Below are 19876 nucleotides of genomic sequence, written 5' to 3' on the forward strand. Positions count from 1 at the left end.
AGCCCCCCTCCGGTGTCCGGAGGGGGGCTCTCGTGCAGTTCCGCGCCAGGGGGGCGCGGTGAGGTCAGCTCTTCGGCCGCGCCCCGGCGCGCAGGGCGCCGAGCAGGTCGTGGTTCAGCCGGGAGATCGTCTCCATCGAGATGCCCTTCGGGCAGGAGGCGGAGCACTCGCCGATGTTCGTGCAGCCGCCGAAGCCCTCGCGGTCCTGCTGCGCCACCATGTTGACCACGCGGTCGTTGCGCTCGGGCTGGCCCTGGGGCAGCAGCCCCAGGTGCGTCACCTTGGCGGCGGTGAACAGCATCGAGGAGGCGTTCGGGCAGGCCGCCACGCAGGCACCGCAGCCGATGCAGGTGGCGGCGTCGAACGCGGCGTCCGAGTCGGCCTTCGGCACCGGGGTCGCGTGCGCCTCGGGCGCGGTGCCGGTGGGCACGCTGATGTAGCCGCCGGCCTGGATGATCCGGTCGAACGCCCGTCGGTCGACGGCGAGGTCCTTGATCACCGGGAACGCGGTGGCGCGCCACGGCTCGATGTCGATCGAGTCGCCGTCCTTGAAGGAACGCATGTGCAGCTGGCACGTGGTCGTCTGCTGCGGGCCGTGCGCCTGACCGTTGATCATGACGCCGCACATGCCGCAGATGCCCTCGCGGCAGTCGTGGTCGAAGGCGACCGGGTCGTCGCCCTGCATGATCAGCTGCTCGTTGAGCACGTCGAGCATCTCGAGGAACGACATGTCGGGGGAGATGTCGGTGATCTTGTAGGTCACCATCTTGCCCTTGGCCGTCGGCCCCTGCTGGCGCCAGATGCGCAGCGTCAGGTTCATCCCGCGCTTCTCGGCCGCGGGGTTGCCGACGCTGGAGCGCATCGGGCCTTCGTGTGTGGCTGTCACTTGTAGCTCCGCTGGGCGAGGTGGACGTACTCGTACTCGAGGTCTTCCCGGTGCAGGACCGGGGGCTGGCCCTCCGGCGTCCACTCCCAGGCGGCGACGTAGGCGAAGTTCTCGTCGTCGCGCAGCGCCTCCCCGTCGGGCGTCTGGCTCTCCGCGCGGAAGTGGCCACCGCAGCTCTCGCGGCGGTGCAGGGCGTCGATGCACATCAGCTCGGCGAGCTCGATGAAGTCGGCGACCCGGCCGGCGTGCTCCAGCGTCTGGTTGAAAGAGTGCCAGTCGCCGGTCACCTTCAGGTTGGTCCAGAACTCCTTGCGGATCTCCTGGATGCGGTCGATGGCCTTGCGCAGGCCCTCGTCCGTGCGCTCCATGCCGCAGAGGTCCCACATCAGCTGGCCGACCTCGCGGTGGAAGGACGCCGGGGTGCGGTTGCCGTTGATGCTCAGCAGCTTCTGCACCTGCTCCTGCACGCCGGTGAGCGCCTCGACGGCGGCGGGGTGGCTCTCGTCGACCTTCTCGAACGGCCCGTCGGCGAGGTAGCTGCTGATCGTCGACGGGAGCACGAAGTAGCCGTCGGCCAGCCCCTGCATCAGCGCGGAGGCGCCGAGCCGGTTCGCGCCGTGGTCGGAGAAGTTGGCCTCCCCGATCACGAACATGCCCGGGATCGTCGACTGCAGGTCGTAGTCGACCCACAGCCCGCCCATCGTGTAGTGCACGGCGGGGTAGATCCGCATCGGGACCTCGTAGGGGTCCTCGCCCGTGATCTGGGCGTACATGTCGAAGAGGTTCCCGTACTTGGCCTCGACGGCCGGACGCCCGAGGCGCTCGATCGCCTCGGCGAAGTCCAGGTAGACGCCGAGCCCACCCGGGCCCACGCCGCGGCCCTCGTCGCAGACGTTCTTGGCCTGGCGCGAGGCGATGTCGCGGGGCACCAGGTTGCCGAACGAGGGGTAGAGGCGCTCGAGGTAGTAGTCGCGGTCGGACTCGGGGATGTCCCGCGGGTCGCGGTCGTCGCCGCGCTCCTTGGGCACCCACACGCGGCCGTCGTTGCGCAGCGACTCCGACATCAGGGTCAGCTTCGACTGGTAGTCGCCCTTGACCGGGATGCAGGTGGGGTGGATCTGCGTGTAGCAGGGGTTGGCGAAGTACGCGCCCCGCTTGTGCGCCCGCCAGATCGCCGTGGTGTTGGAGCCCTTGGCGTTGGTGGAGAGGTAGAAGACGTTGCCGTAGCCACCGCTGGCGATGACCACCGCGTCGGCGAAGTGCGTGCTGATCTCGCCGCTGACGAGGTCGCGGGCGACGATGCCGCGGGCGCGGCCGTCGACGACGATCAGGTCGAGCATCTCGGTGCGCGAGTGCTCCTCGACGGTCCCGGCCGCGATCTGCCGCTCCAGCGCCTGGTAGGCGCCGTAGAGCAGCTGCTGGCCCGTCTGGCCGCGGGCGTAGAAGGTGCGCGAGACCTGGGTGCCACCGAAGGAGCGGTTGTCGAGCAGGCCGCCGTACTCGCGGGCGAAGGGGACGCCCTGGGCGACGCACTGGTCGATGATGTTGACGCTGACCTCGGCGAGGCGGTGCACGTTGTTCTCGCGCGAGCGGAAGTCGCCGCCCTTGACCGTGTCGTAGAACAGCCGGTGCACGCTGTCGCCGTCGTTGCGGTAGTTCTTGGCGGCGTTGATCCCGCCCTGCGCGGCGACGCTGTGCGCGCGGCGCGGGCTGTCCTGGTACCAGAACGACTTCACGTTGTAGCCGGCCTCGCCCAGCGTGGCGGCGGCGGAGCCACCGGCCAGGCCCGTGCCGACGACGATGATCGTCATCTTGCGGCGGTTGGCGGGGTTGACCAGGCGGCCGCGGAACTTGCGCTCGCTCCAGCGCTCGCCGATCGGGACGTCGGTGGGGGCCTTGGTGTCGGCGATGGGCTCGCCGACGGTGAACAGCTCGAGAGGCATCTGGGGGAGCTCCTTAGTCGATGAGCCCGAAGAGGACGGAGAACGGCACCAGCAGGAATCCGAGGGTCAGGACGGTCGAGAACCCGAGGGCGAACAGGCTGACCGTCTTCTCGCGGCGCCGGTTGCTCTGGCCCAAGGTCTGCGTGGCGCTCCAGATGCCGTGCCGCAGGTGCATGCCCAGCAGGATCACCGAGATGGCGTAGAAGATCGTGACGAACGGGTTCTGGAAACTGGCGACGAGCCGGTCGTACGGCGTGCTGTCGAAGCCCTCGGCGTTCACCGCACCCAGGGTGAGGTCGAGGACGTGGTAGATGATGAAGGCGCCGACGATCACGCCGCCCCAGCGCATCGTCCGCGAGGCGTAGCTCTGGGCGGTGGCCTTCTTGGTCACGTAGCCCGACGGGCGCGCACGCTTGGCCTGGCGCCACAGCGAGACGGCGGCCCAGAAGTGCGCCACGACGGCGACCAGCAGCACGATCCGGATGACCCAGAGCGTGGTCTGCCCGGGCAGCGCCGGGTTGCCGACCGTGCGGATCCAGCCCGAGTACGAGTTGAACGCCTCGGCGCCGGAGAAGGCCTTCAGGTTCCCGATCACGTGCGCGATCAGGTACAGCACCATGATGATGCCGCTGACGGCCATCACGGCCTTCTTGAAGACCGAGTTGGTCTTCGCCACCTTCGGGGTCCTGCGCTGAGTGTGCTCCACCGTCACCACAAGTCCCCACGCTAGGACTACACGGTGCTTGCCACCAAGCCAACACGAGGTGACACGGCTCATGTAAGGCGACCCTCACCGCTGGTCGGAGGGGAGGCTCCCGGCATCCGTGCACGTCGGGGGCGCGCGGTGGTGGTCCAGGCGCCTCCGGTGGGGGATCGTGTCCTCGTGCCCACCCCCACCCGTGGATTCCTCGGCCGCCGCCGCGAGCGCGACCCGCGGCTGCCGCCCGGCCAGTACGACGTCGGCGCCGACTGGCCGGTGCTGACCGCCGAGCCGACCCCGCGCATCTCACCCGAGACCTGGAGCATCACCGTCGACGGGAAGGTGGAGTCGCCGACGACGTGGTCGTGGGAGGAGGCGCACCGGCTGCCGCCGTCGGAGTACCGCGGCGACATCCACTGCGTCACGACCTGGTCGAAGTTCGACACCCGGTTCTCCGGCGTCAGCGTCGACACGCTGCTCGATGCCGCCCGGCCGACCGCCGAGGCGCACTTCGTCATGGCGACGTCGAAGACCGGCTACACGACCAACCTGCCGCTGGCCGACGTCACCGGCGGCAAGGCGTGGTTGGTCTGGGACTTCGACGGTCGCCCGCTGACCCCGGAGCACGGTGGTCCCGTCCGGCTGCTGGTGCCGCACCTGTACTTCTGGAAGAGCGCCAAGTGGATCAGCAAGCTGACCCTGCTGGCCCGTGACCAGCCGGGCTTCTGGGAGCAGAACGGCTACCACGACCGCGGGGACCCGTGGCGGCAGCAGCGGTACCAGGGTGACTGAGGCCCCGGACCCGGTCGTGCTCGGCGCCGGGGTCCCCGGTGCCCCTGCCGGTGGCTGGCGGACGGCCACCGTCGCCGGCGTCCGTCGGCCGGTGCCGCGCTCGGTGCAGCTGCGGCTGGACGTCGCCGACCGGGTCGACCACCTGCCCGGGCAGCACTACGTGGTCCGGCTCACCGCCCTCGACGGGTACACCGCGCAGCGCTCCTACTCGGTCGCCTCCGCGCCCGGCGATCCGCTGGTGGAGCTGTTCGTGGAACGGCTGGACGACGGCGAGGTCTCCACCCACCTGGCCGACGTCGTGGAGCCGGGCGACGTGCTGGAGGTGCGCGGCCCCATCGGTGGCTGGTTCGTGTGGGACACGGAGAGCCCGGCGCTGCTGGTCGCCGGCGGCACCGGCGTCGTCCCGTTCGTGTCGATGCTGCGCACCGCCCGGGCGCTGGGACGCGCCGACCGGCTCCGGATCGCCGTCTCGGTCCGGACGCTGGAGCTGCTGCCCTACGCCGACGAGCTGCTCGCCGCCGGCGCGCTGGTCGTCACCACGCGGGAGCCGCACGGCATCCGGCCCGCCGGCCGGCTCACCGCCGCGGACCTCGTGCCGCTGTGGGAGCCGGGTCAGACGGCCTTCGTCTGCGGCTCGGCCGCGTTCGCCGGCGCGGCCACCCGGCTGCTGGAGACCCTGGGCATCCCGGCGGCGGACATCCGGGTGGAGCAGTTCGGGCCGAGCGGCTGAGGGGCCCGGCCGGGCCCCTCAGCCGCTCGGGTCGTCAGCCGGCCGCGGTCGGGTTCCCGGGGGTGAACAGCCACTGGTGGAACAGCTCGTCCAGCTGCTGCCCGGACACCTTCTCCGCGAGCGCGACGAACTCCTCGGTGGTGACCGTGCCGCCGGCCTGGGACGCCACCCACTCCCGGACGATCGCGAAGAACGCCTCGTCGCCCACCTCGGTGCGCAGCGCCTGCAGGGTCATCGCGCCGCGGTAGTAGACGGCGATGTCGAAGAGGTTCTCCGTGGCCGGCCCCGGGTCGCCGATGGTGAGCTCCCAGAACTCCGGCGGGGCGCCCGCGGCGATGGCGTCGAACTCCTGCTGCGGGCTGGACAGCCCTTCGCGCTCGAGCCAGAGCCACTCGGCGTACGTGGCGAACCCCTCGTTGAGCCAGATGTGCCGCCACTCGTCGATGCGCAGGAGGTCGCCGGTCCACTGGTGGGCCAGCTCGTGCACCACCACGAGGTCGCCGCTCACGGCGTCGGAGAAGAACGCCGACGCGTAGATCGGACGGGTCTGCGTCTCCAGCGCGAACTGGAACTCCGGGTGGTCGTCGACGATGCCGCCGGAAGCACGGAACGGGTACGGCCCGAAGACGCCGGAGAGGAAGTCGGTGATCTCCGGCTGCCGGGCCAGCGACCCCTCGGCCACCTCACCGACGGAGGCGCCCCCGGACCCCGGGTCGAGCTCCATGGTGAACAGGTCGGGGTCCAGCGCGTCCCAGTACCGGATGCCGTCGGCCCGGTACTCGCGCAGGTCGAACTCGCCGATCGCCAGCGTGACCAGGTAGGTGGCCATCGGCTCCTGCGCGCGCCAGTCCCAGGTGGTCCACCCGTGTGCGGTGCGGGTGCCGCGCAGGATGCCGTTGGAGACGGCCTCCAGCCCCTCCGGGACCGTGGCGCGGACGGTGACCGAGGCGGCGTCCCGGGGGTGGTCGTTCGCCGGGAACCAGGTGGCCGCGACGTCGGGCTGGCCGGCCACGATCGCGCCGTCGTCGGTGTGCATGAAGCCGGAGGTGCCGAACGCGTCGGTGATGGTCTGCGGAACGCCGTCGTAGGTCACCGTGGTGGCGAACCTCTGCCCCGCGCGGGGCGCCTTGGCGGGGGTGACGGTGAGCTCGCCGCCCTCGCGCGCCCAGGCCGCGTCGCTGGAGCCCACCCGCACGGACCGGACCTCCATGCCCTCGAGGTCGAGGTTGAAGCTGGAGAGGTCCTGCAGCGCCCGGGCGGTGATCGTCGCGACCCCGTGGAGCACGTCGGTCGCCGGGTCGTACCGGACGTCCAGGTCGTAGTGGACGACGTCGTACCCGCCGTTCCCGTCGAGCGGGAAGTAGGGATCCCCGAGGCCGGGGGCGCCGGGGGACCCCGTGCGGGGCGGGTCGTCGCCGGCGGACGCGGTCCCGGCACCGAGGCCGAGCGCCACCACCGTCGTCATGGTCAGGATCGAGAGTTTCCGGGACATGGCTGCTCCTCCGAGCCGTCGCGGGTCTCCTGTGCGCGGAGACGGCGACGGTAACGGCTCGGTGCGGGCGCGATTCTCCGCGCCGACCCGCCGTGGCACCTCCGCCGCGTGGGACCACCGGGCGGTCACACGCGGTCGCTCGCTGCTACCGGCGGCCCGGCTCAGCGGTCGTCGGTGCCCGGCCGGCCGGGTAGAAGTGGGGGATGACGACGACCGCACCGCACGCGACCCTGGACCCGGACTCGGGCGTCGGTCGGCGGCACGGCCGGGAGGGCATCCTCAAGTACACCGAGAGCCAGACCGTCGCCGTCCAGCGCGGGCTGCCGGTGGGGCCGGTGCCGGGGCTGCCGCTGGAGCGCTGCGCGACGGTGATGACCGCTGGGCTCCGGGCGCTCAAGCGGCTGCCGTTCCGCAGGTGAGCCCCTCGCCGCCCGGTGTCAGATCCAGCCGTGCCGGCGGGCCTCGGCGACGGCGGCGTGCCGGTTCGGCGCCCGCAGCTTCGCGGCGGCGGCGGAGAGGTGGTTGCGAACCGTGCCGGGGGAGAGGTGGGCGCGCGCGGCGATCTCCTCCACCGGCGCGCCGCCGGCGGCGAGCTCCAGGATGTCGGCCTCGCGCGGGGTCAGCGGGCTGTCCCCGGCGCTGATCGCCTCGGCGGCGAGCTCGGGGTCGACGTACCGGCCGCCGGAGTGCACCGTGCGGACGACGGTGGTCAGCACCCCGGCGTTCACCGTCTTCGGGAGGAACCCGCGCACCCCCGCCTCGAGCGCGCGCTTGAGGTGGCCCGGTCGGCCGTGCCCGGTGACGATCACCAGGCCGCAGCCGGGAAGGAACGCGGCCAGGTCGGCGGCGAGCGAGATGCCGTCGCGGTCGGGGAGCTGCAGGTCGAGGACGGCGACGTCGGGGGAGTGCGCCCGCGCCATGGCCAGCGCCTCGGCCGCGGAGGCCGCCTCCGCGACGACGTCGAGGTCGTCCTCCAGGGCCAGTAACGCGGCCAGCGCCGAGCGGATCAGGTTCTCGTCGTCGGCGAGCAGCACGCGGATCACCGGCGCACCGCCACCGGCACCGTGGCCTCCAGCGCGAAGCCGCCGTCCGCCGGCCGCGCCCGGAGTCGGCCGCCGAGGGCGGTAAGCCGTTCGGCGAGCCCGGTGAGGCCGTTGCCCCACTCCGTCCCGGGCGCGTCCGCACCGTCGTTGACCACGGTCAGTCCTGCCTCCCGCTCGGTGACGGTCACGGTGATCGTGCACCGCGACGCACGGCTGTGCCGCAGGACGTTGGTCACCGCCTCGCGCACCACCCAGGCGAGCGCGCTCTGCAGGTGCTCGGGCAGCGCCGTCCCCGCGTCCTCGCCCGAGACGCTGCAGGCGACGCCGGCCGCGCGGAGCACCGAGCGGGCGCCCGCCAGCTCGCCGCCGAGGTCCGCCGAGCGGTAGCCGCGGACGACCTCCCGCACCTCCCGCAGCGACCCCTCGGCGATGCGGCTGATGTCGTCGAGCTCCTCGGCGGCCCCGGGCTGACCGCGCCGGACGAGTGCGCCGGCCAGCTGGCTCTTCACCGCGATGGTCGAGAGGTCCCGGCCCATGACGTCGTGCAGGTCGCGGGCGAACCGCAGCCGCTCCTCGGCCACCGCCAGCTGCAGCTGGACCTCCCGGCTGCGGGCCATCTCCTGCACGACGTCGAGCACCCAGACGGAGAACCGGAAGGCGAGCACCACCCCGATGACCGCCAGGGTGAGCGCGGTCCCCTGCGCCACCGCCGCGGGGGCCGGCGTCCCGTCGAGGTAGGCGGCGAAGCCGCTGAGCACCCCGATGGTGAGCGTGTGCGGCAGCAGCTGCCGGGTGGTCCAGACCGTCGCGCACGCGGTCAGCACCGTGCCCAGGGGCAGCGCCACCGACCACGGCACGGCGGGCGACGGCTCCCCGGTGCCGAACGCCCAGGCTCCCGCCGCCGCCATCAGCCCCGCGGCGGCGAAGGCGCCGAGGACCGTGCGCCGGGGCAGCGGCTCGCCGCGGCCGTGCGCGGCCAGACCGCGGCGGGTCACCACCACCCCGCCGACCGCCGTGGCGACGGACCCGGCGAAGAACAGGCCGACGGCGAGATCCGGGACCGGCTCGGCGGCCGCGCCGAGCACCGCGACGGCGAAGAGCGGGATCGCGCCGAGGAACGTGTAGAACGACCACCGCGTGTAGAGCTCGATGCGCTCGGGGTCGGAGCGGCTGCCCCACCAGCGGGTCACGGTCGGCACGGCGCCCATGCTGCCCGACCGGCGCGCCGTCGCCGGGCTCACCGCCGTGGCGCCCAGCGGAACCCCCGCCGGGCGAGCACGCCGGCGACGACGAGCCAGCCCGCGAGCACCGCCAGCGGCAGCGTCGCCGCGCTCCACGCGCCGGCCCAGTCCACCGCCTCGCCGCTCCAGGTCTGCCCCGCCAGACCGAGCTGGCTCAGCTCGACGGCCGGGGTGAGCGGCAGGAACCGGGCCGCGGTGGCGAGCGGGTCGGGCAGCACGGAGAGCGGGAAGAACAGCCCGGACAGCGTGGTGGAGACCAGCAGCAGCGGGAGCGCGGTGATCTGCGCGCTCTCGGGCGTGCGGGTGAACGCGGTGCTCGCGGCCGCCAGCAGCAGCATCAGCGCGCCGCCGCCGATCAGTGCCACCAGCGGCAGGACGACGTCCACCGGCATCGCCCACTCGCCGAGGACGGCGATCCCGGCGCCGACGAGGACCACCTGGCCCACCGTGATCAGCAGGGTCGGTGTGGCGGTCCCGAGGATCACCTCCGCGCCGGTGAGCTCGCCGGTGCGCATCCGCTGCAGGACCAGGTCCTCCCGGCGGGCGACGAACGTGGTGAGCAGGTTGGTGTAGGTCAGGAAGACCAGCATCACGCCGATCGCGCTGACCAGCAGCCGGGGGCCGACCGGGACCGCGCCGTCACCGAAGCCGAGCAGCGGGACGGCAGCGACCAGCAGCAGCGGCAGCACCGCCGAGTTCACCACGGCGGTGCGGTTGCGCAGGTAGAGCCGGGTCTCGGCGCCGGCGAGGGCGAGGGTGCGCCGGAGCCGGCTCGGCCCGGCGGGCGACGTCGTGGACGGGGCGGTGGACGTGGGGGCGGGCATCAGGCGCTCCTGCTCTCGGGGGCGGATCGGTCGGTGATCGGGGAGGCGCCGTCGGCGACGGCCAGGAAGGCCTGCTCCAGGGAGGCCGACCGCGCCTGCAGGCCCGCCAGCTGGACGTCGTGGTCGGCGGCCCAGGCCAGCAGCGTGGTCAGCGCCGCCTGGAGGTCGCGGGTGTGCAGCTCGACCCGGGGAGCGGGGGCGACGAGCCGGGTACCGGGCAGCGGCGGCAGCGGGGGAACGTCCCGGTCGAGGGTGAAGCGGACGGTGGCCGGCTGGGCCGCGGTGATCTCGACCGGGGTGCCTTCCAGCTCGATCCGGCCGGCGCGCAGGATGGCGATCCGGTCGGCCAGCTCCTCGGCCTCCTCGAGGTGGTGGGTGGTGAGCACGACCGCCGTCCCGCCCCGCACCATCTCCTGCACCAGCGACCACACCGTCCGCCGGCTCTCCGGGTCCAGGCCGGTGGTGGGCTCGTCGAGCACCAGGACGCGCGGCCGGCCCAGGAGGGCGAGGGCGAGGTCCAGGCGGCGGCGCTCGCCGCCGGAGAGGCTGCGCACGCGGACGTCCGTCCGGCCGGTCATGCCGACCTGCGCGAGCGCCTCGTCCACCGGGCGCGGGGACGTCAGGGTCCGCGCCCAGGTGGACACCGTCTCGCCGACGGTGAGATCGCCGGGCAGGCCGCTGCTCTGCAGCAGCACCCCCAGGTGCGGGCGGACGGCGGCGGGCTCGCGGTGGGGATCGGCGCCCAGGATCCGCACGGTGCCCCCGTCGGGCCGGGCCAGCCCCTCCAGCACCTCCAGCGCGGACGTCTTGCCGGCGCCGTTGACGCCGAGCAGCGCGAACACCTCGCCGGGGTGCACCTCGAAGGAGATGCCCCGGACGGCTTCGAAGTCGCCGTAGCGCCGGCACAGGTCCACGACCTCGACCGCCGGTGGCGCGTCCGGCCGCGGTCCTGGCCGGGCGCGGGGGGAGTGGTCGACGGTGGTCATGCAGAACCTCCTCGGCGCGCCCCGCCGGCCGCCGTCGGGCCGGTTCTCCGGGTCGCACCCCCCACGTTGCCGCCCGGTCGGGCGCTGCACAGGTGCCGTCGTTCACGACCTGCGCCGCCGTCCGCACGCCCGACCCGTGACGCGTGTCATGGTCTGGCACGACGGCGGGCCGTCGTGCACGGTGACGGTCGGGGTGCCGGGCGGCGGTCGCAGCCGCCGTGACCGGCGAGGGCCGAGGAGGCGATGTGGAGGATCTGGCCGCCAGGGCCCTGGCGGGGCTCATGATCGGGTCGGGTGCCGGCCGCACCGTCGTCCCCGGGTACTTCCGGGGGCTCGTGCCGCCGTGGGTGCCGGCGCCGAGTGCGGCGGTCGCGGTCAGCGGCGCCGCCGACGTGCTCGCGGGGGTGCTGCTCACCCGTCCCGCCACCCGCCGGGCGGGAGCCTGGCTGGCCGCCGCCCTCGTCACCGCGTACCTGCCGGCCCACCTCGACCCGTTGCGCCGCGCGTCGACGGCGACCCGGCTGTTCGACCGGCGGCCGGGCATCGCCGCGCGGCTGCTGGTGAACGTCAGCTACATCGGCTGGGCGGTGGCTGTCGCCCGCGGTGCGGAAGGCCGCAGTCGAGGACGCGGCGCGCCTCGGTCAGCACCGCGGGGCTGAGCACCGGCGCCCAGGCCTCGGCGAGGCGGCGGAAGTACGCGCCGTGCTGCTCGACGAACCCGGGGGCGTGCTCGGCGACGTCGAGCTCGTTGACCAGGCTGAGGTCGGCGAAGGCGCGCAGCTGCGCGCCGTCCAGCCGCTCGACCTCGCGGGTCCGGCGATCGTGCAGGAGACCGGTCGACGCCAGGTCCTCCCACGTCCGGTCGCGGTCGCAGCTGCCGTACCGATGGACCAATGCCTCCGCGGCCGCACCGATGATCGCCGCCAGCAGCGGCCGCTCGTCGTCGGCGAGCAGCCGGACGTCGAACCCGTCGGTGCCGTACACCGCGTGCGCCCGGCCGGCGAGCTGCACGTCGGGGGTGGCGCCCAGCCGGGCGAGCGTTCGCTGCACCCGCTCCAGGTGCGCGGCCAGCGTGCCGCCGGGATGGCCGATCTCCTCGGCGCCGCGTGCGCGGAGCAGCGCAGCCAGGCGCTCGTCGGGAATGGTCATCACCGGACCGTAGCCACGCCGCCGATGACCGGCGATGAGCACGATCACGTGTGGGGGCGGGACCGCTCCGGGTAGGGCCGCGCCAACGCGCCGCCCGGTCCCCGGTCCCGGTGTCGACGATCGGAGGAGCACCGTGGAGGACCAGGAGCAGGACCGGAAGCGCGCGGAGCTGGGCGAGACCGACGTCCCCGCCGAGGACGAGGTCGCCGAGGCGTTCGAGAAGATCGTCAGCGAGGGTGCGCAGCGCCTGCACCGCCGGTGGCGGGAGGTGCTGGCAACGGGGCTGGCCGGCGGGCTGGAGATCGCCGTCGGCGTGCTCGCCCTGCTGGCGGTCCTGGAGGCCACGGGCAGCGAGCTGCTCGCCGGCCTGGCGTTCAGCATCGGCCTGATCGCGCTGATGCTCGGGCGCAGCGAGCTGTTCACCGAGGGCTTCCTGGTCCCGGTCACCGCGGTGTTCGCCGGGCGGGCGAGCACCGCCCAGCTGGCGAAGCTGTGGGCCGGGACGCTGGTCGCCAACCTCGTCGGCGGCTGGCTGGTCATGTGGGTGGTCGTCCTCGCCTTCCCCGAGCTGGCGGACACCGCCGTCGAGTCGGCGGCGCACTTCGTCGAGGCGCCGCTGGACGTCCAGGCGGTCTCCCTGGCCTTCCTGGCCGGCAGCGTGATCACGCTGATGACGCGCATGCAGCACGGCGCGCACTCCGAGACGGGGAAGATCGTCGCCTCGGTGATCGGCGGCTTCCTGCTCGCCGGGCTGGTGCTGTTCCACTCGATCCTGGACTCGCTGCTGATCTTCGGCGCGCTGCACGCCGGCGCCCCGTTCGGCTACATCGACTGGCTGGGCTGGTTCTGGTACACCGTGCTGCTCAACATGGCGGGGGGGCTGTTCGTGGTCACCCTGATTCGCCTGGTGCGGAGCAAGGAGCTGATCGAGCGGGAGCGCGCGGCCGTCGCCTCCGGCCACTGAGCAGCGCGCCTCCGGCCGGTCGCGGCGGGCTCCCGCCATCCTGGCGGCGTGATCGAGCTCGACGGTCTGACCAAGCGCTACCGCGCCCGGGTCGCCGTCGACCGGCTGACGGTCACGGTGCAGCCCGGCCGGGTCACCGGCTTCCTCGGGCCCAACGGCTCGGGCAAGACGACGACGATGCGCTGCGTGCTGGACCTGGCCCGGCCCACGGCAGGGACGGCGACGGTGCTGGGCCGGCCGTACCGCGAGCTGGCTCACCCGGTGCGGGAGGTCGGTGCGCTGATCGACCCGCGCGCCCGCCACCCGGGGCGCACCGCCCACGCCCACCTGCTCGCGCTGGCGCGGAGCAACGCGCTGCCGCGGCGCCGGGTGGACGACGTGATCGGGCTGGTCGGGCTGGAGCCGGTCGCCCACGAGCGGGTGCGGGGCTTCTCCCTCGGCATGGCGCAACGACTCGGCATCGCCGCCGCCCTGCTCGGTGACCCGCAGGTCCTGCTGCTCGACGAGCCGGTCAACGGGCTCGATCCGGAGGGGATCCGGTGGGTGCGCGAGCTGCTGCGCGATCTCGCCCACGAAGGGCGGACCGTGCTGGTCTCGAGCCACCTGATGAGCGAGATGCAGGACACCGCCGACCACCTCGTCGTCCTCGGCCGTGGCCGGCTGCTCGCCGACGTCCCGATGGGCGAGCTGCTCGGCGCGCACGTCGCCGTCCGGGTGCGCAGCCCGCAGGCCCCGCTCCTGGCGTCGGCGGTGCAGCGCGCCGGCGGCTCGGTCGAGCTGGAGATCGACGGGTCCCTGCGGGTCGACGGGCTGGCGGCCGCCGAGGTCGGGGACCTCGCGCACGACCTCGGCGTGCGGCTGCACGAGCTCAGCCCGGTCGCCACCTCCCTCGAGGAGGCGTACCAGGAGCTGACCGGCGACGACGTCGAGTACCGGGCGGTCACCCCGTGAGCCGCGGCGTGCCGTTCTCCGCGGTCGTGGGCAGCGAGTGGACCAAGCTGCGGTCGACGCGCTCCACCTGGTGGTGCTCGGCGCTGTTCGTGCTGCTGGCCGGCGGCGCGGGCTGGCTCGCCGCGGCCACCACGCAGGCGGCTCCGCGCGCGGACCTCGCGGTGAGCTCGGCGCTCACCGGGTTCGGCTTCGGCCCCGTGCCGCTGGTGGTCCTCGGCGTGCTGGTGGTCAGCAGCGAGTTCCGCACCGGGCTGGCGCTGGCCACCTTCACCGCGGTGCCGCGCCGAGGTCGGCTGCTGCTCGCAAAGACCGTCGTCGTCGTCGCCTGGAGCGTGCTCCTCACCGCGGTCGTGGCCGCCTTCTGCCTGCTGGCCGCCACCCGGCTCACCGCCGTCCCCGGCGGCATCCCGCCCACCGATGCCGATGTGCTGCGCCAGCTGTGGCTGCAGGTCGCCGGGGCGGCGCTCACCGGGGTGCTCGCCGTCGGCCTGGGGGCGGTCCTGCGCTCGAGCGCCGGCGCCCTCGGCGCCGCGCTCGCCCTGGTGCTGGTGCTCCCGCCGGTGCTCGCGATCGCCGGCACGGAGCTCAGCGTGCGGGTCTCGCGCTGGCTGCCGGCGTTCCGGGTGGGGGAGGACGCCTTCCTCGCGGCGGCGACCTCGTGGCAGACCGGCCTGCTCGTGGCCGGCGCCTGGGCGGCGGCGGCCTGGCTGCTGGGTGCGGCGCTGCTGGTGCGCCGCGACGTCTAGCTCCGCACGGCCTGGCGGATCGCCGACACGTACCGGGCAGTGGCCACCCGCTGGAGCGCCAGGCTCAGCGGACCCGCCAGCCGGGCGGCGGGCGAGGCCAGGCGGAAGAAGACCCGGATCGTGTAGACGACGTCCCCGTCGTCGGTGAGCCGGACGGTGAACCGCTCCTCGCCGGTCTCCGGGTGGCCGGGCAGCGTGCCGTAGGCGAAGCCCCGCTCGTTCCCCTCGGTGGCGGCCCACACGACGCGGCAGGGGATGTCGTACCCCAGCCGCGGCAGCCCCGCGGTCAGGACCACGACGGTGCCCGGTACGCCGGCCGGCCCCGAGGCGCGGATCCGCAGGCCGGCACCGCGCTGCGCCCGCCAGCCGAGCACCGCGGCGGCCGCCCGCTCGAAGGCCGCCGGCCCGGTGCCCACGACCGCGGAGTGCTCCGCGTGGTGGTAGCCGGCCGGCAGCGCCTCGCCCCCCGTGGCGCCCACCTCGGCGTAGGTGAACGGCGCCTCGGCGAGCAGTGCCGGATCGGTCGCGCGCAGGAGGCCCACGTCCCCAGTGTCCCGTCCACCCGCTCCCGCTGCCGGGTGCGGTCAAGGGGCCCGCGGTGCCGCGAGCGCCGCTGCGGCTCGGCGACGCGGACGGGTACCTCCGCGTCGGGCACGACGCGGGCAGCCGCACCGGGCGTAGGTTGACCCCACTGTGCTGCCCGCTGTCACCGCCACCCGCTACGTCACCCCGCTGCGCGAGGGTGGGTCGCTGCCCGGGCTCATGGAGGCCGACGACCTGGGCACCTACGTGGTGAAGTGGCGCGCGGCGGGGCAGGGCGTGAAGGTGCTGGTCGCCGAGGTCGTCTGCGCCGAGCTCGCCCGGGCGCTGGGGCTGCCGGTGCCGGCGCTGGTCACCGTCGACGTCGTCCCCGAGCTGGCCGTGGGCGAGCCCGACCACGAGGTGCAGGAGCTGCTGCAGCGGTCGGCCGGTCGCAACCTCGGGCTGGACTACCTCCCCGGCGCGCTGGACTTCGAGGCCGGCGCCGACGGGGTCGACCCGGAGCTCGCCGGCCGGGTGCTGTGGTTCGACGCGCTGATCGGCAACGTCGACCGCTCCTGGCGGAACCCGAACATGCTGTTCTGGCACGGTCGGCTGCAGCTGATCGACCACGGAGCCGCGCTCACCTTCCACCACCACTGGCCGGGGGCGGCAGCGGCAGTGGCCCGGCCCTACGACGCGTCCGCGCACGCCCTGGTCGAGTGCGCCCCCGACGTGCCCGCGGCCGACACGGCGCTGGCCCGCCGGGTCACCCGGGAGCTGCTGGACCGCGTGCTGGCGCAGGTGCCCGACGAGTGGCTCGACGACCCGCAGGCCGGTGCCGCGCCCGACGCCGTACGGTCCCGGTACGTCGAGCAGCTGCTCGCCCGGCTGGACGCCCGCGCGGCCTGGCTGCCCGGGGTGGTCGCCGCGGCCGCCGCCGGGGGAGCGGGCCGCCGGCGGGCGCCGCGCGGGGAGAACCGGCCCGCGTGGCTGGGGCCGCCGCCGCCGGAGGGGATCAGCCAGCGATGAAGGACACCTTCGAGTACGCGGTGCTGCGGGTGGTCCCGCGCGTCGAGCGGGGGGAGTTCCTCAACGCCGGCGTCCTCGTCTACTGCCGGCAGCGCGACTACCTGGGCTCGCGGCTGCACCTCGACGTCGACCGGTTGCGCGCGCTGGACCCCACCGCCGACCCGGTGGCCATCGGCCGGGCGCTCCAGGCGGCCGCGGACGTCTGCTCGGCCGATCCGGGCGTCGGTGCGGCCGGTCGGGAGGCGCTCGGGGCCCGGTTCCGCTGGCTCACCGCGCCCCGCAGCACCGTCGTCCAGCCGGGACCGGTGCACACCGGCTTGACGGCCGACCCCGACGCCGAGGCCGAGCGGTTGCTGCGCCTGCTGGTGCTCCCGGTCGAGGGCTGACCTCCGACCTCAGCGGCCGTCGGGCCGTCGCAGCACGACGAGCACCGGCACGGTGAGCCAGGTCAGGGCGCCGAGCAGCTTCGCCCCGTCCTCGAGCAGGTGCCGGCCCTCCGCGAACTGGTCCAGGGCGACCGAGGCGCCCAGCAGCGCCGCGCCGAGGACGAAGACGGCGCAGACGAGGTCGCGTGGTGGCCGCAGGAAGGCGATGAGCAGCACGGCGGTCAGCGCGGCGTAGCCGGCGAGGATCAGCTCCTGGGGCACCCCGAGCAACGGGCCGATCGTCTCGTGCAGCAGCAGGGCGTCGTCGGCGGCCAGCACCAGGACCAGGGTGCCCAGCCCCACCAGCCGGCCGCGCTGCGCGGGCGCGAGCCAGGCCGCGAGGAACGACAGCCCGGCGGTCGTCGCCCACACCATGCCGTTGAGGATGCTGACGGCGCCGACGTACCAGGCGGCGTCGGCGGTGACCTGCCAGTCGCGGGTGAAGGTGGAGATCGGCTGGTCGACCACGTCGGCCAGCACCGTGGTGAGGGCAAGCACCGCCGCACCCGCGGCCAGCGCGGCCACCGGCAGCCACCGGCCGGGATGGCGGCGCGGCTCCCCGGCCGCGGCGGTGGGAGCGGCGGCGTCCCGTGTCTCCATGACGACGACCCTAGGCGGTTCCGGTTCCACCGTCGCGGCCCTGCCGGCGAGCCGGGCGACGGGGCCGTGAGCGGCCATCCACCGCGCGCGACGAGAACGGTGGCCAGGAGGTCAGCGCTCGTTCACTGCTCGGTCACGTCGTGGTGGCCGGAGCCGGTTTGGCTTCGCGCGCCCGACTTCCTCTCGACCCAGAGGGTTCTGATGACCGACATCCTCGAGCCGCGCAAGCGCGCGCTGCTGCCCCTGTTCTCCGGCATCCGGCACGGCAGCCGCAGCCACACGACCTGCTTCTACAAATGCGGCAACGCCTGCGACAGCGCCATCCCCAACCCGACGGACAACCCGACCTTCGCGGCTGTGGTCCAGCAGTCGTTCAGCCGGCGCAACCTGCTGAAGGCGGCCGGCGTCAGCGCCCTGGTCGTCGCGGCCGGACCGGCTCTCCCGGCCGCGGCCCAGACCTCGTCGTCCCGCCGCGGTGGTGCCGCCGACGGGGCCCTGACGTTCCAGCCGGTCCAGCAGAACTTCCTCGACGAGCTGGTCGTCCCCACCGGGTACGCCTCCAGCGTGGTCATGCGCTGGGGTGACCCGGTGCTGCCCGGGGCGCCGCCGTTCCGCATCGACCGGCAGACGCCCGAGGCCCAGGCCAAGCAGTTCGGCTACAACTGCGACTTCATCGGGTGGCTGCCCCTGGACGACCGCAACGCGCTGCTGGTGGTGAACCACGAGTACACCGACGAGCAGCTGATGTTCGCCGGTGTCGCCGACGAGGAGGGCGCGGGCGACATCCCCGACGAGTACAAGCGCGTCGCGATGATGGCGCACGGCATCTCGGTGGTGAAGGTCCGCCGGGAGGGTCCGGCCGGTCAGTGGCGGGCCACGCGGGAGCGCGACCGCAACCGCCGGATCACGACGGACACCCCCTTCCAGCTGACCGGGCCGGCCGCCGGGTCCGAGTACCTGCGGACCAGCGCCGACCCCGAGGGGCGCACCGTCCTGGGCACCCTGAACAACTGCGCGGGGGGCGTCACGCCGTGGGGCACGACGCTGCACGGCGAGGAGAACTTCAACCAGTACTTCGGGACGACGGCGCCGATCAGCGAGGCCACCCAGATGGCGGCGCTGCGCCGGTACGGCGTCAGCGCCGAGGACGTCCCGACCCGCAAGTGGCACACCGTCGACCCGCGGTTCGACCTCAGCCAGGAGCCCAACGAGGTCAACCGCTTCGGCTGGGTGGTCGAGCTCGACCCGTACGACCCCACCTCGACGCCCAAGAAGCACACCGCCCTGGGGCGCTTCAAGCACGAGGGTGCCGATGTGCGGATCGCCGAGGACGGCCGGGTGGTCGCGTACTCGGGCGACGACGAGCGCTTCGACTACATCTACAAGTTCGTGTCGAAGAAGAAGTACCGGGAGGGCACCGACCGGGCGACGCGGCAGCACAACATGACCCTGCTGGAGGAGGGCGACCTCTACGTCGCCCGCTTCACCGGCGACTCGCCGGCCGCCGAGATCGACGGCAGCGGGCAGCTGCCCGCCGACGGGGAGTTCGACGGGGTCGGGCACTGGATCCCGCTGGTCAAGGACGGCCGGTCGATGATCCCGGGCAAGGACGTCGCGTGGGTCCTGGTCTTCACCCGCCAGGCCGCCGACCGGCTGGGCAAGCTGCTCGACGAGAACGGTGACTTCCCGGACCCGGACAACGTCCAGGTCATCGATCCCTCGAAGGTGCCGACCAAGATGGACCGGCCCGAGGACATCCAGACCAACCCGGTCAACGGCCGGGTGTACGCGGCGCTGACCAACAACTCGAACCGGACCGGTCAGAACGGCCGGCCGGGGGCGGACGAGGCGAATCCGCTCACCCGCTCCTGGGCGTTCGTGCCCGCCGACGACGAGGCCGGCACGCCGGCGAGGTTCGAGGAGCGGCCGGGCAACCGCAACGGGCACGTCATCGAGTGGGAAGAGGTCGGGTCGGCCACCGGGGAGACCTTCAACTGGCGGATCTTCCTCCTCTGCGGCGACCCGGAGTACCCCGGCACGTACTTCGCCGGGTACGACAAGTCGCAGGTCAGCGCCATCTCGTGCCCGGACAACCTGGAGTTCGACCCGGCCGGCAACCTGTGGATCTCCACCGACGGGAACGTGCTCTCCACGCGGAACCAGGAGGCGGGCACCATCGGGGGCACGAACGACGGGCTCTTCGCCGTTCCCACCCAGGGCCCGGAGCGCGGCCACCTCAAGGCGTTCCTCACCGTGCCCATCGGCGCCGAGTGCAGCGGGCCGATGATCCCGTCGGACGGCCGGTCGGTGTTCGTCTCCGTGCAGCACCCCGGTGAGACGACCGGCTCCACGGTGGAGAACCCGTCGAGCCGGTGGCCCGACATGCAGGCGTACCGGCCGTTCCCGCGGCCGAGCGTCGCCGTCGTCTACCGCCCGGACGGTGGCCGCATCGGCAGCTGAGAGGAGCGCGAGCCCCGCACCGGTCCGGTGCGGGGCTCGCGTCGTCTCAGGGCAGGAGGGCGTCGATGCGGCGGGCCAGCTCCAGGTCCAGCTCGCTCACCCCGCTGGCGGAGTGGCTGACCAGCGTCAGGTGCAGGCGCCGGAACCGCAGGTCGACGTCCGGGTGGTGGTCCAGCTCCTCCGCGACGTCCGCGATCGCGACGATCGCGGCGACGGCGGCGCGGAAGCTCGGCAGCTCGACGGTGCGGCGGATGCCGTCGACGTCCCCCGACCACAGCGGGAGGGCGCGGAGCGCGGCGGCGAGCTCGTCAGGGGAGAGGCGGGGTGGGCGCGGCATCCGCCCATGGTGACGTGAGGGAACGGCGGCGACGTACTGGAACGGCCTCGTCCCCG

At 73.9% G+C, this 19876-nt stretch carries 22 protein-coding genes; 10 read left to right on the plus strand and 12 right to left on the minus strand.

The window, feature by feature from the left end; all coding sequences use genetic code 11:
* Nucleotides 1-64: 64 nt before the first annotated feature.
* The 3 genes from ACI799_RS10890 to ACI799_RS10900 are packed head-to-tail and all read right to left on the minus strand — an operon-like array spanning nucleotide 65 to nucleotide 3505.
* Complete coding sequence (locus ACI799_RS10890; RefSeq protein WP_456590907.1) at nucleotides 65-862, minus strand: succinate dehydrogenase/fumarate reductase iron-sulfur subunit; 798 nt, start codon at nucleotides 860-862, stop codon at nucleotides 65-67.
* Nucleotides 863-882: 20 nt separating this feature from the next.
* Complete coding sequence (locus ACI799_RS10895) at nucleotides 883-2829, minus strand: fumarate reductase/succinate dehydrogenase flavoprotein subunit (RefSeq protein ID WP_456590906.1); 1947 nt, start codon at nucleotides 2827-2829, stop codon at nucleotides 883-885.
* A gap of 13 nt (nucleotides 2830-2842) precedes the next feature.
* The gene (locus ACI799_RS10900) at nucleotides 2843-3505 is read right to left on the minus strand and encodes a succinate dehydrogenase cytochrome b subunit (RefSeq protein WP_456590905.1); all 663 of its coding nucleotides are present in this window, start codon (nucleotides 3503-3505) and stop codon (nucleotides 2843-2845) included.
* 207 nt (nucleotides 3506-3712) lie between these two features.
* Here ACI799_RS10900 and ACI799_RS10905 point away from each other — a divergent pair, with 207 nt between their 5' ends.
* Together ACI799_RS10905 and ACI799_RS10910 are read left to right on the plus strand one after the other, a co-directional pair.
* Complete coding sequence (locus ACI799_RS10905; protein ID WP_456590904.1) at nucleotides 3713-4321, plus strand: sulfite oxidase-like oxidoreductase; 609 nt, start codon at nucleotides 3713-3715, stop codon at nucleotides 4319-4321.
* Nucleotides 4314-5051 (plus strand): FAD-binding oxidoreductase, encoded by a 738-nt coding sequence (locus ACI799_RS10910; protein ID WP_456613070.1) that lies wholly within the window; start codon nucleotides 4314-4316, stop codon nucleotides 5049-5051. Before ACI799_RS10905 ends, ACI799_RS10910 begins: the two co-directional genes overlap by 8 nt.
* A gap of 34 nt (nucleotides 5052-5085) precedes the next feature.
* Here ACI799_RS10910 and ACI799_RS10915 read toward each other — a convergent pair whose 3' ends face one another.
* Nucleotides 5086-6543: a M1 family metallopeptidase gene (locus ACI799_RS10915; protein ID WP_456613071.1), complete on the minus strand. Its 1458-nt coding sequence runs from the start codon at nucleotides 6541-6543 to the stop codon at nucleotides 5086-5088.
* Between the two features lie 203 nt (nucleotides 6544-6746).
* Between ACI799_RS10915 and ACI799_RS10920 the strand changes: the two genes are divergently transcribed.
* On the plus strand, nucleotides 6747-6962 hold the full coding sequence (locus tag ACI799_RS10920; RefSeq protein WP_456613072.1) for a hypothetical protein: 216 nt from the start codon (nucleotides 6747-6749) through the stop codon (nucleotides 6960-6962).
* An 18-nt stretch (nucleotides 6963-6980) separates the two neighbouring features.
* Here ACI799_RS10920 and ACI799_RS10925 read toward each other — a convergent pair whose 3' ends face one another.
* From ACI799_RS10925 to ACI799_RS10940, 4 genes are read right to left on the minus strand one after another with little or no spacing between them, the layout of a single operon-like run.
* On the minus strand, nucleotides 6981-7586 hold the full coding sequence (locus ACI799_RS10925; RefSeq protein ID WP_456587270.1) for a response regulator: 606 nt from the start codon (nucleotides 7584-7586) through the stop codon (nucleotides 6981-6983).
* Nucleotides 7583-8785, minus strand: a complete 1203-nt coding sequence (locus ACI799_RS10930) for a sensor histidine kinase (protein ID WP_456613073.1) — start codon at nucleotides 8783-8785, stop codon at nucleotides 7583-7585. The genes ACI799_RS10925 and ACI799_RS10930 overlap by 4 nt, the downstream gene beginning before the upstream one ends.
* Before the next feature lie 38 nt (nucleotides 8786-8823).
* Complete coding sequence (locus ACI799_RS10935) at nucleotides 8824-9651, minus strand: ABC transporter permease (protein WP_456587272.1); 828 nt, start codon at nucleotides 9649-9651, stop codon at nucleotides 8824-8826.
* Nucleotides 9651-10637: an ABC transporter ATP-binding protein gene (locus ACI799_RS10940; protein ID WP_456587273.1), complete on the minus strand. Its 987-nt coding sequence runs from the start codon at nucleotides 10635-10637 to the stop codon at nucleotides 9651-9653. The genes ACI799_RS10935 and ACI799_RS10940 overlap by 1 nt, the downstream gene beginning before the upstream one ends.
* Nucleotides 10638-10882: 245 nt before the next feature.
* Here ACI799_RS10940 and ACI799_RS10945 point away from each other — a divergent pair, with 245 nt between their 5' ends.
* Entirely contained in the window at nucleotides 10883-11296 is a 414-nt protein-coding gene (locus ACI799_RS10945) for a DoxX family protein (protein ID WP_456587274.1), read from the plus strand.
* On the opposite strand, the gene ACI799_RS10950 is transcribed toward ACI799_RS10945, so the two are convergent.
* Nucleotides 11205-11786: a DUF6817 domain-containing protein gene (locus ACI799_RS10950; RefSeq protein ID WP_456613074.1), complete on the minus strand. Its 582-nt coding sequence runs from the start codon at nucleotides 11784-11786 to the stop codon at nucleotides 11205-11207. The two genes, ACI799_RS10945 and ACI799_RS10950, sit on opposite strands and share 92 nt — an antisense overlap.
* Before the next feature lie 133 nt (nucleotides 11787-11919).
* On the opposite strand from ACI799_RS10950, the gene ACI799_RS10955 reads away from it, so the two are divergent.
* From ACI799_RS10955 to ACI799_RS10965, 3 genes are read left to right on the plus strand one after another with little or no spacing between them, the layout of a single operon-like run.
* A complete protein-coding gene (locus ACI799_RS10955; protein WP_456587276.1) occupies nucleotides 11920-12750 on the plus strand; it encodes a formate/nitrite transporter family protein in 831 nt (276 codons plus the stop codon).
* Between the two features lie 48 nt (nucleotides 12751-12798).
* The gene (locus ACI799_RS10960; RefSeq protein ID WP_456613075.1) at nucleotides 12799-13701 is read left to right on the plus strand and encodes an ABC transporter ATP-binding protein; all 903 of its coding nucleotides are present in this window, start codon (nucleotides 12799-12801) and stop codon (nucleotides 13699-13701) included.
* Nucleotides 13698-14447, plus strand: a complete 750-nt coding sequence (locus ACI799_RS10965) for an ABC transporter permease (protein WP_456587278.1) — start codon at nucleotides 13698-13700, stop codon at nucleotides 14445-14447. Before ACI799_RS10960 ends, ACI799_RS10965 begins: the two co-directional genes overlap by 4 nt.
* Here ACI799_RS10965 and ACI799_RS10970 read toward each other — a convergent pair.
* On the minus strand, nucleotides 14444-14989 hold the full coding sequence (locus tag ACI799_RS10970) for a DUF1990 family protein (RefSeq protein WP_456613076.1): 546 nt from the start codon (nucleotides 14987-14989) through the stop codon (nucleotides 14444-14446). The genes ACI799_RS10965 and ACI799_RS10970 overlap by 4 nt on opposite strands.
* Nucleotides 14990-15140: 151 nt before the next feature.
* Between ACI799_RS10970 and ACI799_RS10975 the strand changes: the two genes are divergently transcribed.
* Together ACI799_RS10975 and ACI799_RS10980 are read left to right on the plus strand one after the other, a co-directional pair.
* Entirely contained in the window at nucleotides 15141-15998 is an 858-nt protein-coding gene (locus tag ACI799_RS10975) for a HipA family kinase (RefSeq protein WP_456587280.1), read from the plus strand.
* Entirely contained in the window at nucleotides 15995-16384 is a 390-nt protein-coding gene (locus tag ACI799_RS10980) for a DUF3037 domain-containing protein (RefSeq protein ID WP_456587281.1), read from the plus strand. Before ACI799_RS10975 ends, ACI799_RS10980 begins: the two co-directional genes overlap by 4 nt.
* 9 nt (nucleotides 16385-16393) lie before the next feature.
* Here ACI799_RS10980 and ACI799_RS10985 read toward each other — a convergent pair whose 3' ends face one another.
* Nucleotides 16394-17023, minus strand: a complete 630-nt coding sequence (locus ACI799_RS10985; RefSeq protein WP_456587282.1) for a hypothetical protein — start codon at nucleotides 17021-17023, stop codon at nucleotides 16394-16396.
* A 201-nt stretch (nucleotides 17024-17224) separates the two neighbouring features.
* Here ACI799_RS10985 and ACI799_RS10990 point away from each other — a divergent pair, with 201 nt between their 5' ends.
* On the plus strand, nucleotides 17225-19483 hold the full coding sequence (locus tag ACI799_RS10990) for a PhoX family protein (protein ID WP_456587283.1): 2259 nt from the start codon (nucleotides 17225-17227) through the stop codon (nucleotides 19481-19483).
* Nucleotides 19484-19529: 46 nt separating this feature from the next.
* On the opposite strand, the gene ACI799_RS10995 is transcribed toward ACI799_RS10990, so the two are convergent.
* Complete coding sequence (locus ACI799_RS10995) at nucleotides 19530-19820, minus strand: 4a-hydroxytetrahydrobiopterin dehydratase (protein ID WP_456613077.1); 291 nt, start codon at nucleotides 19818-19820, stop codon at nucleotides 19530-19532.
* Nucleotides 19821-19876: the final 56 nt, after the last annotated feature.

This window comes from Blastococcus sp. SYSU DS0753, from assembly GCF_054051175.1.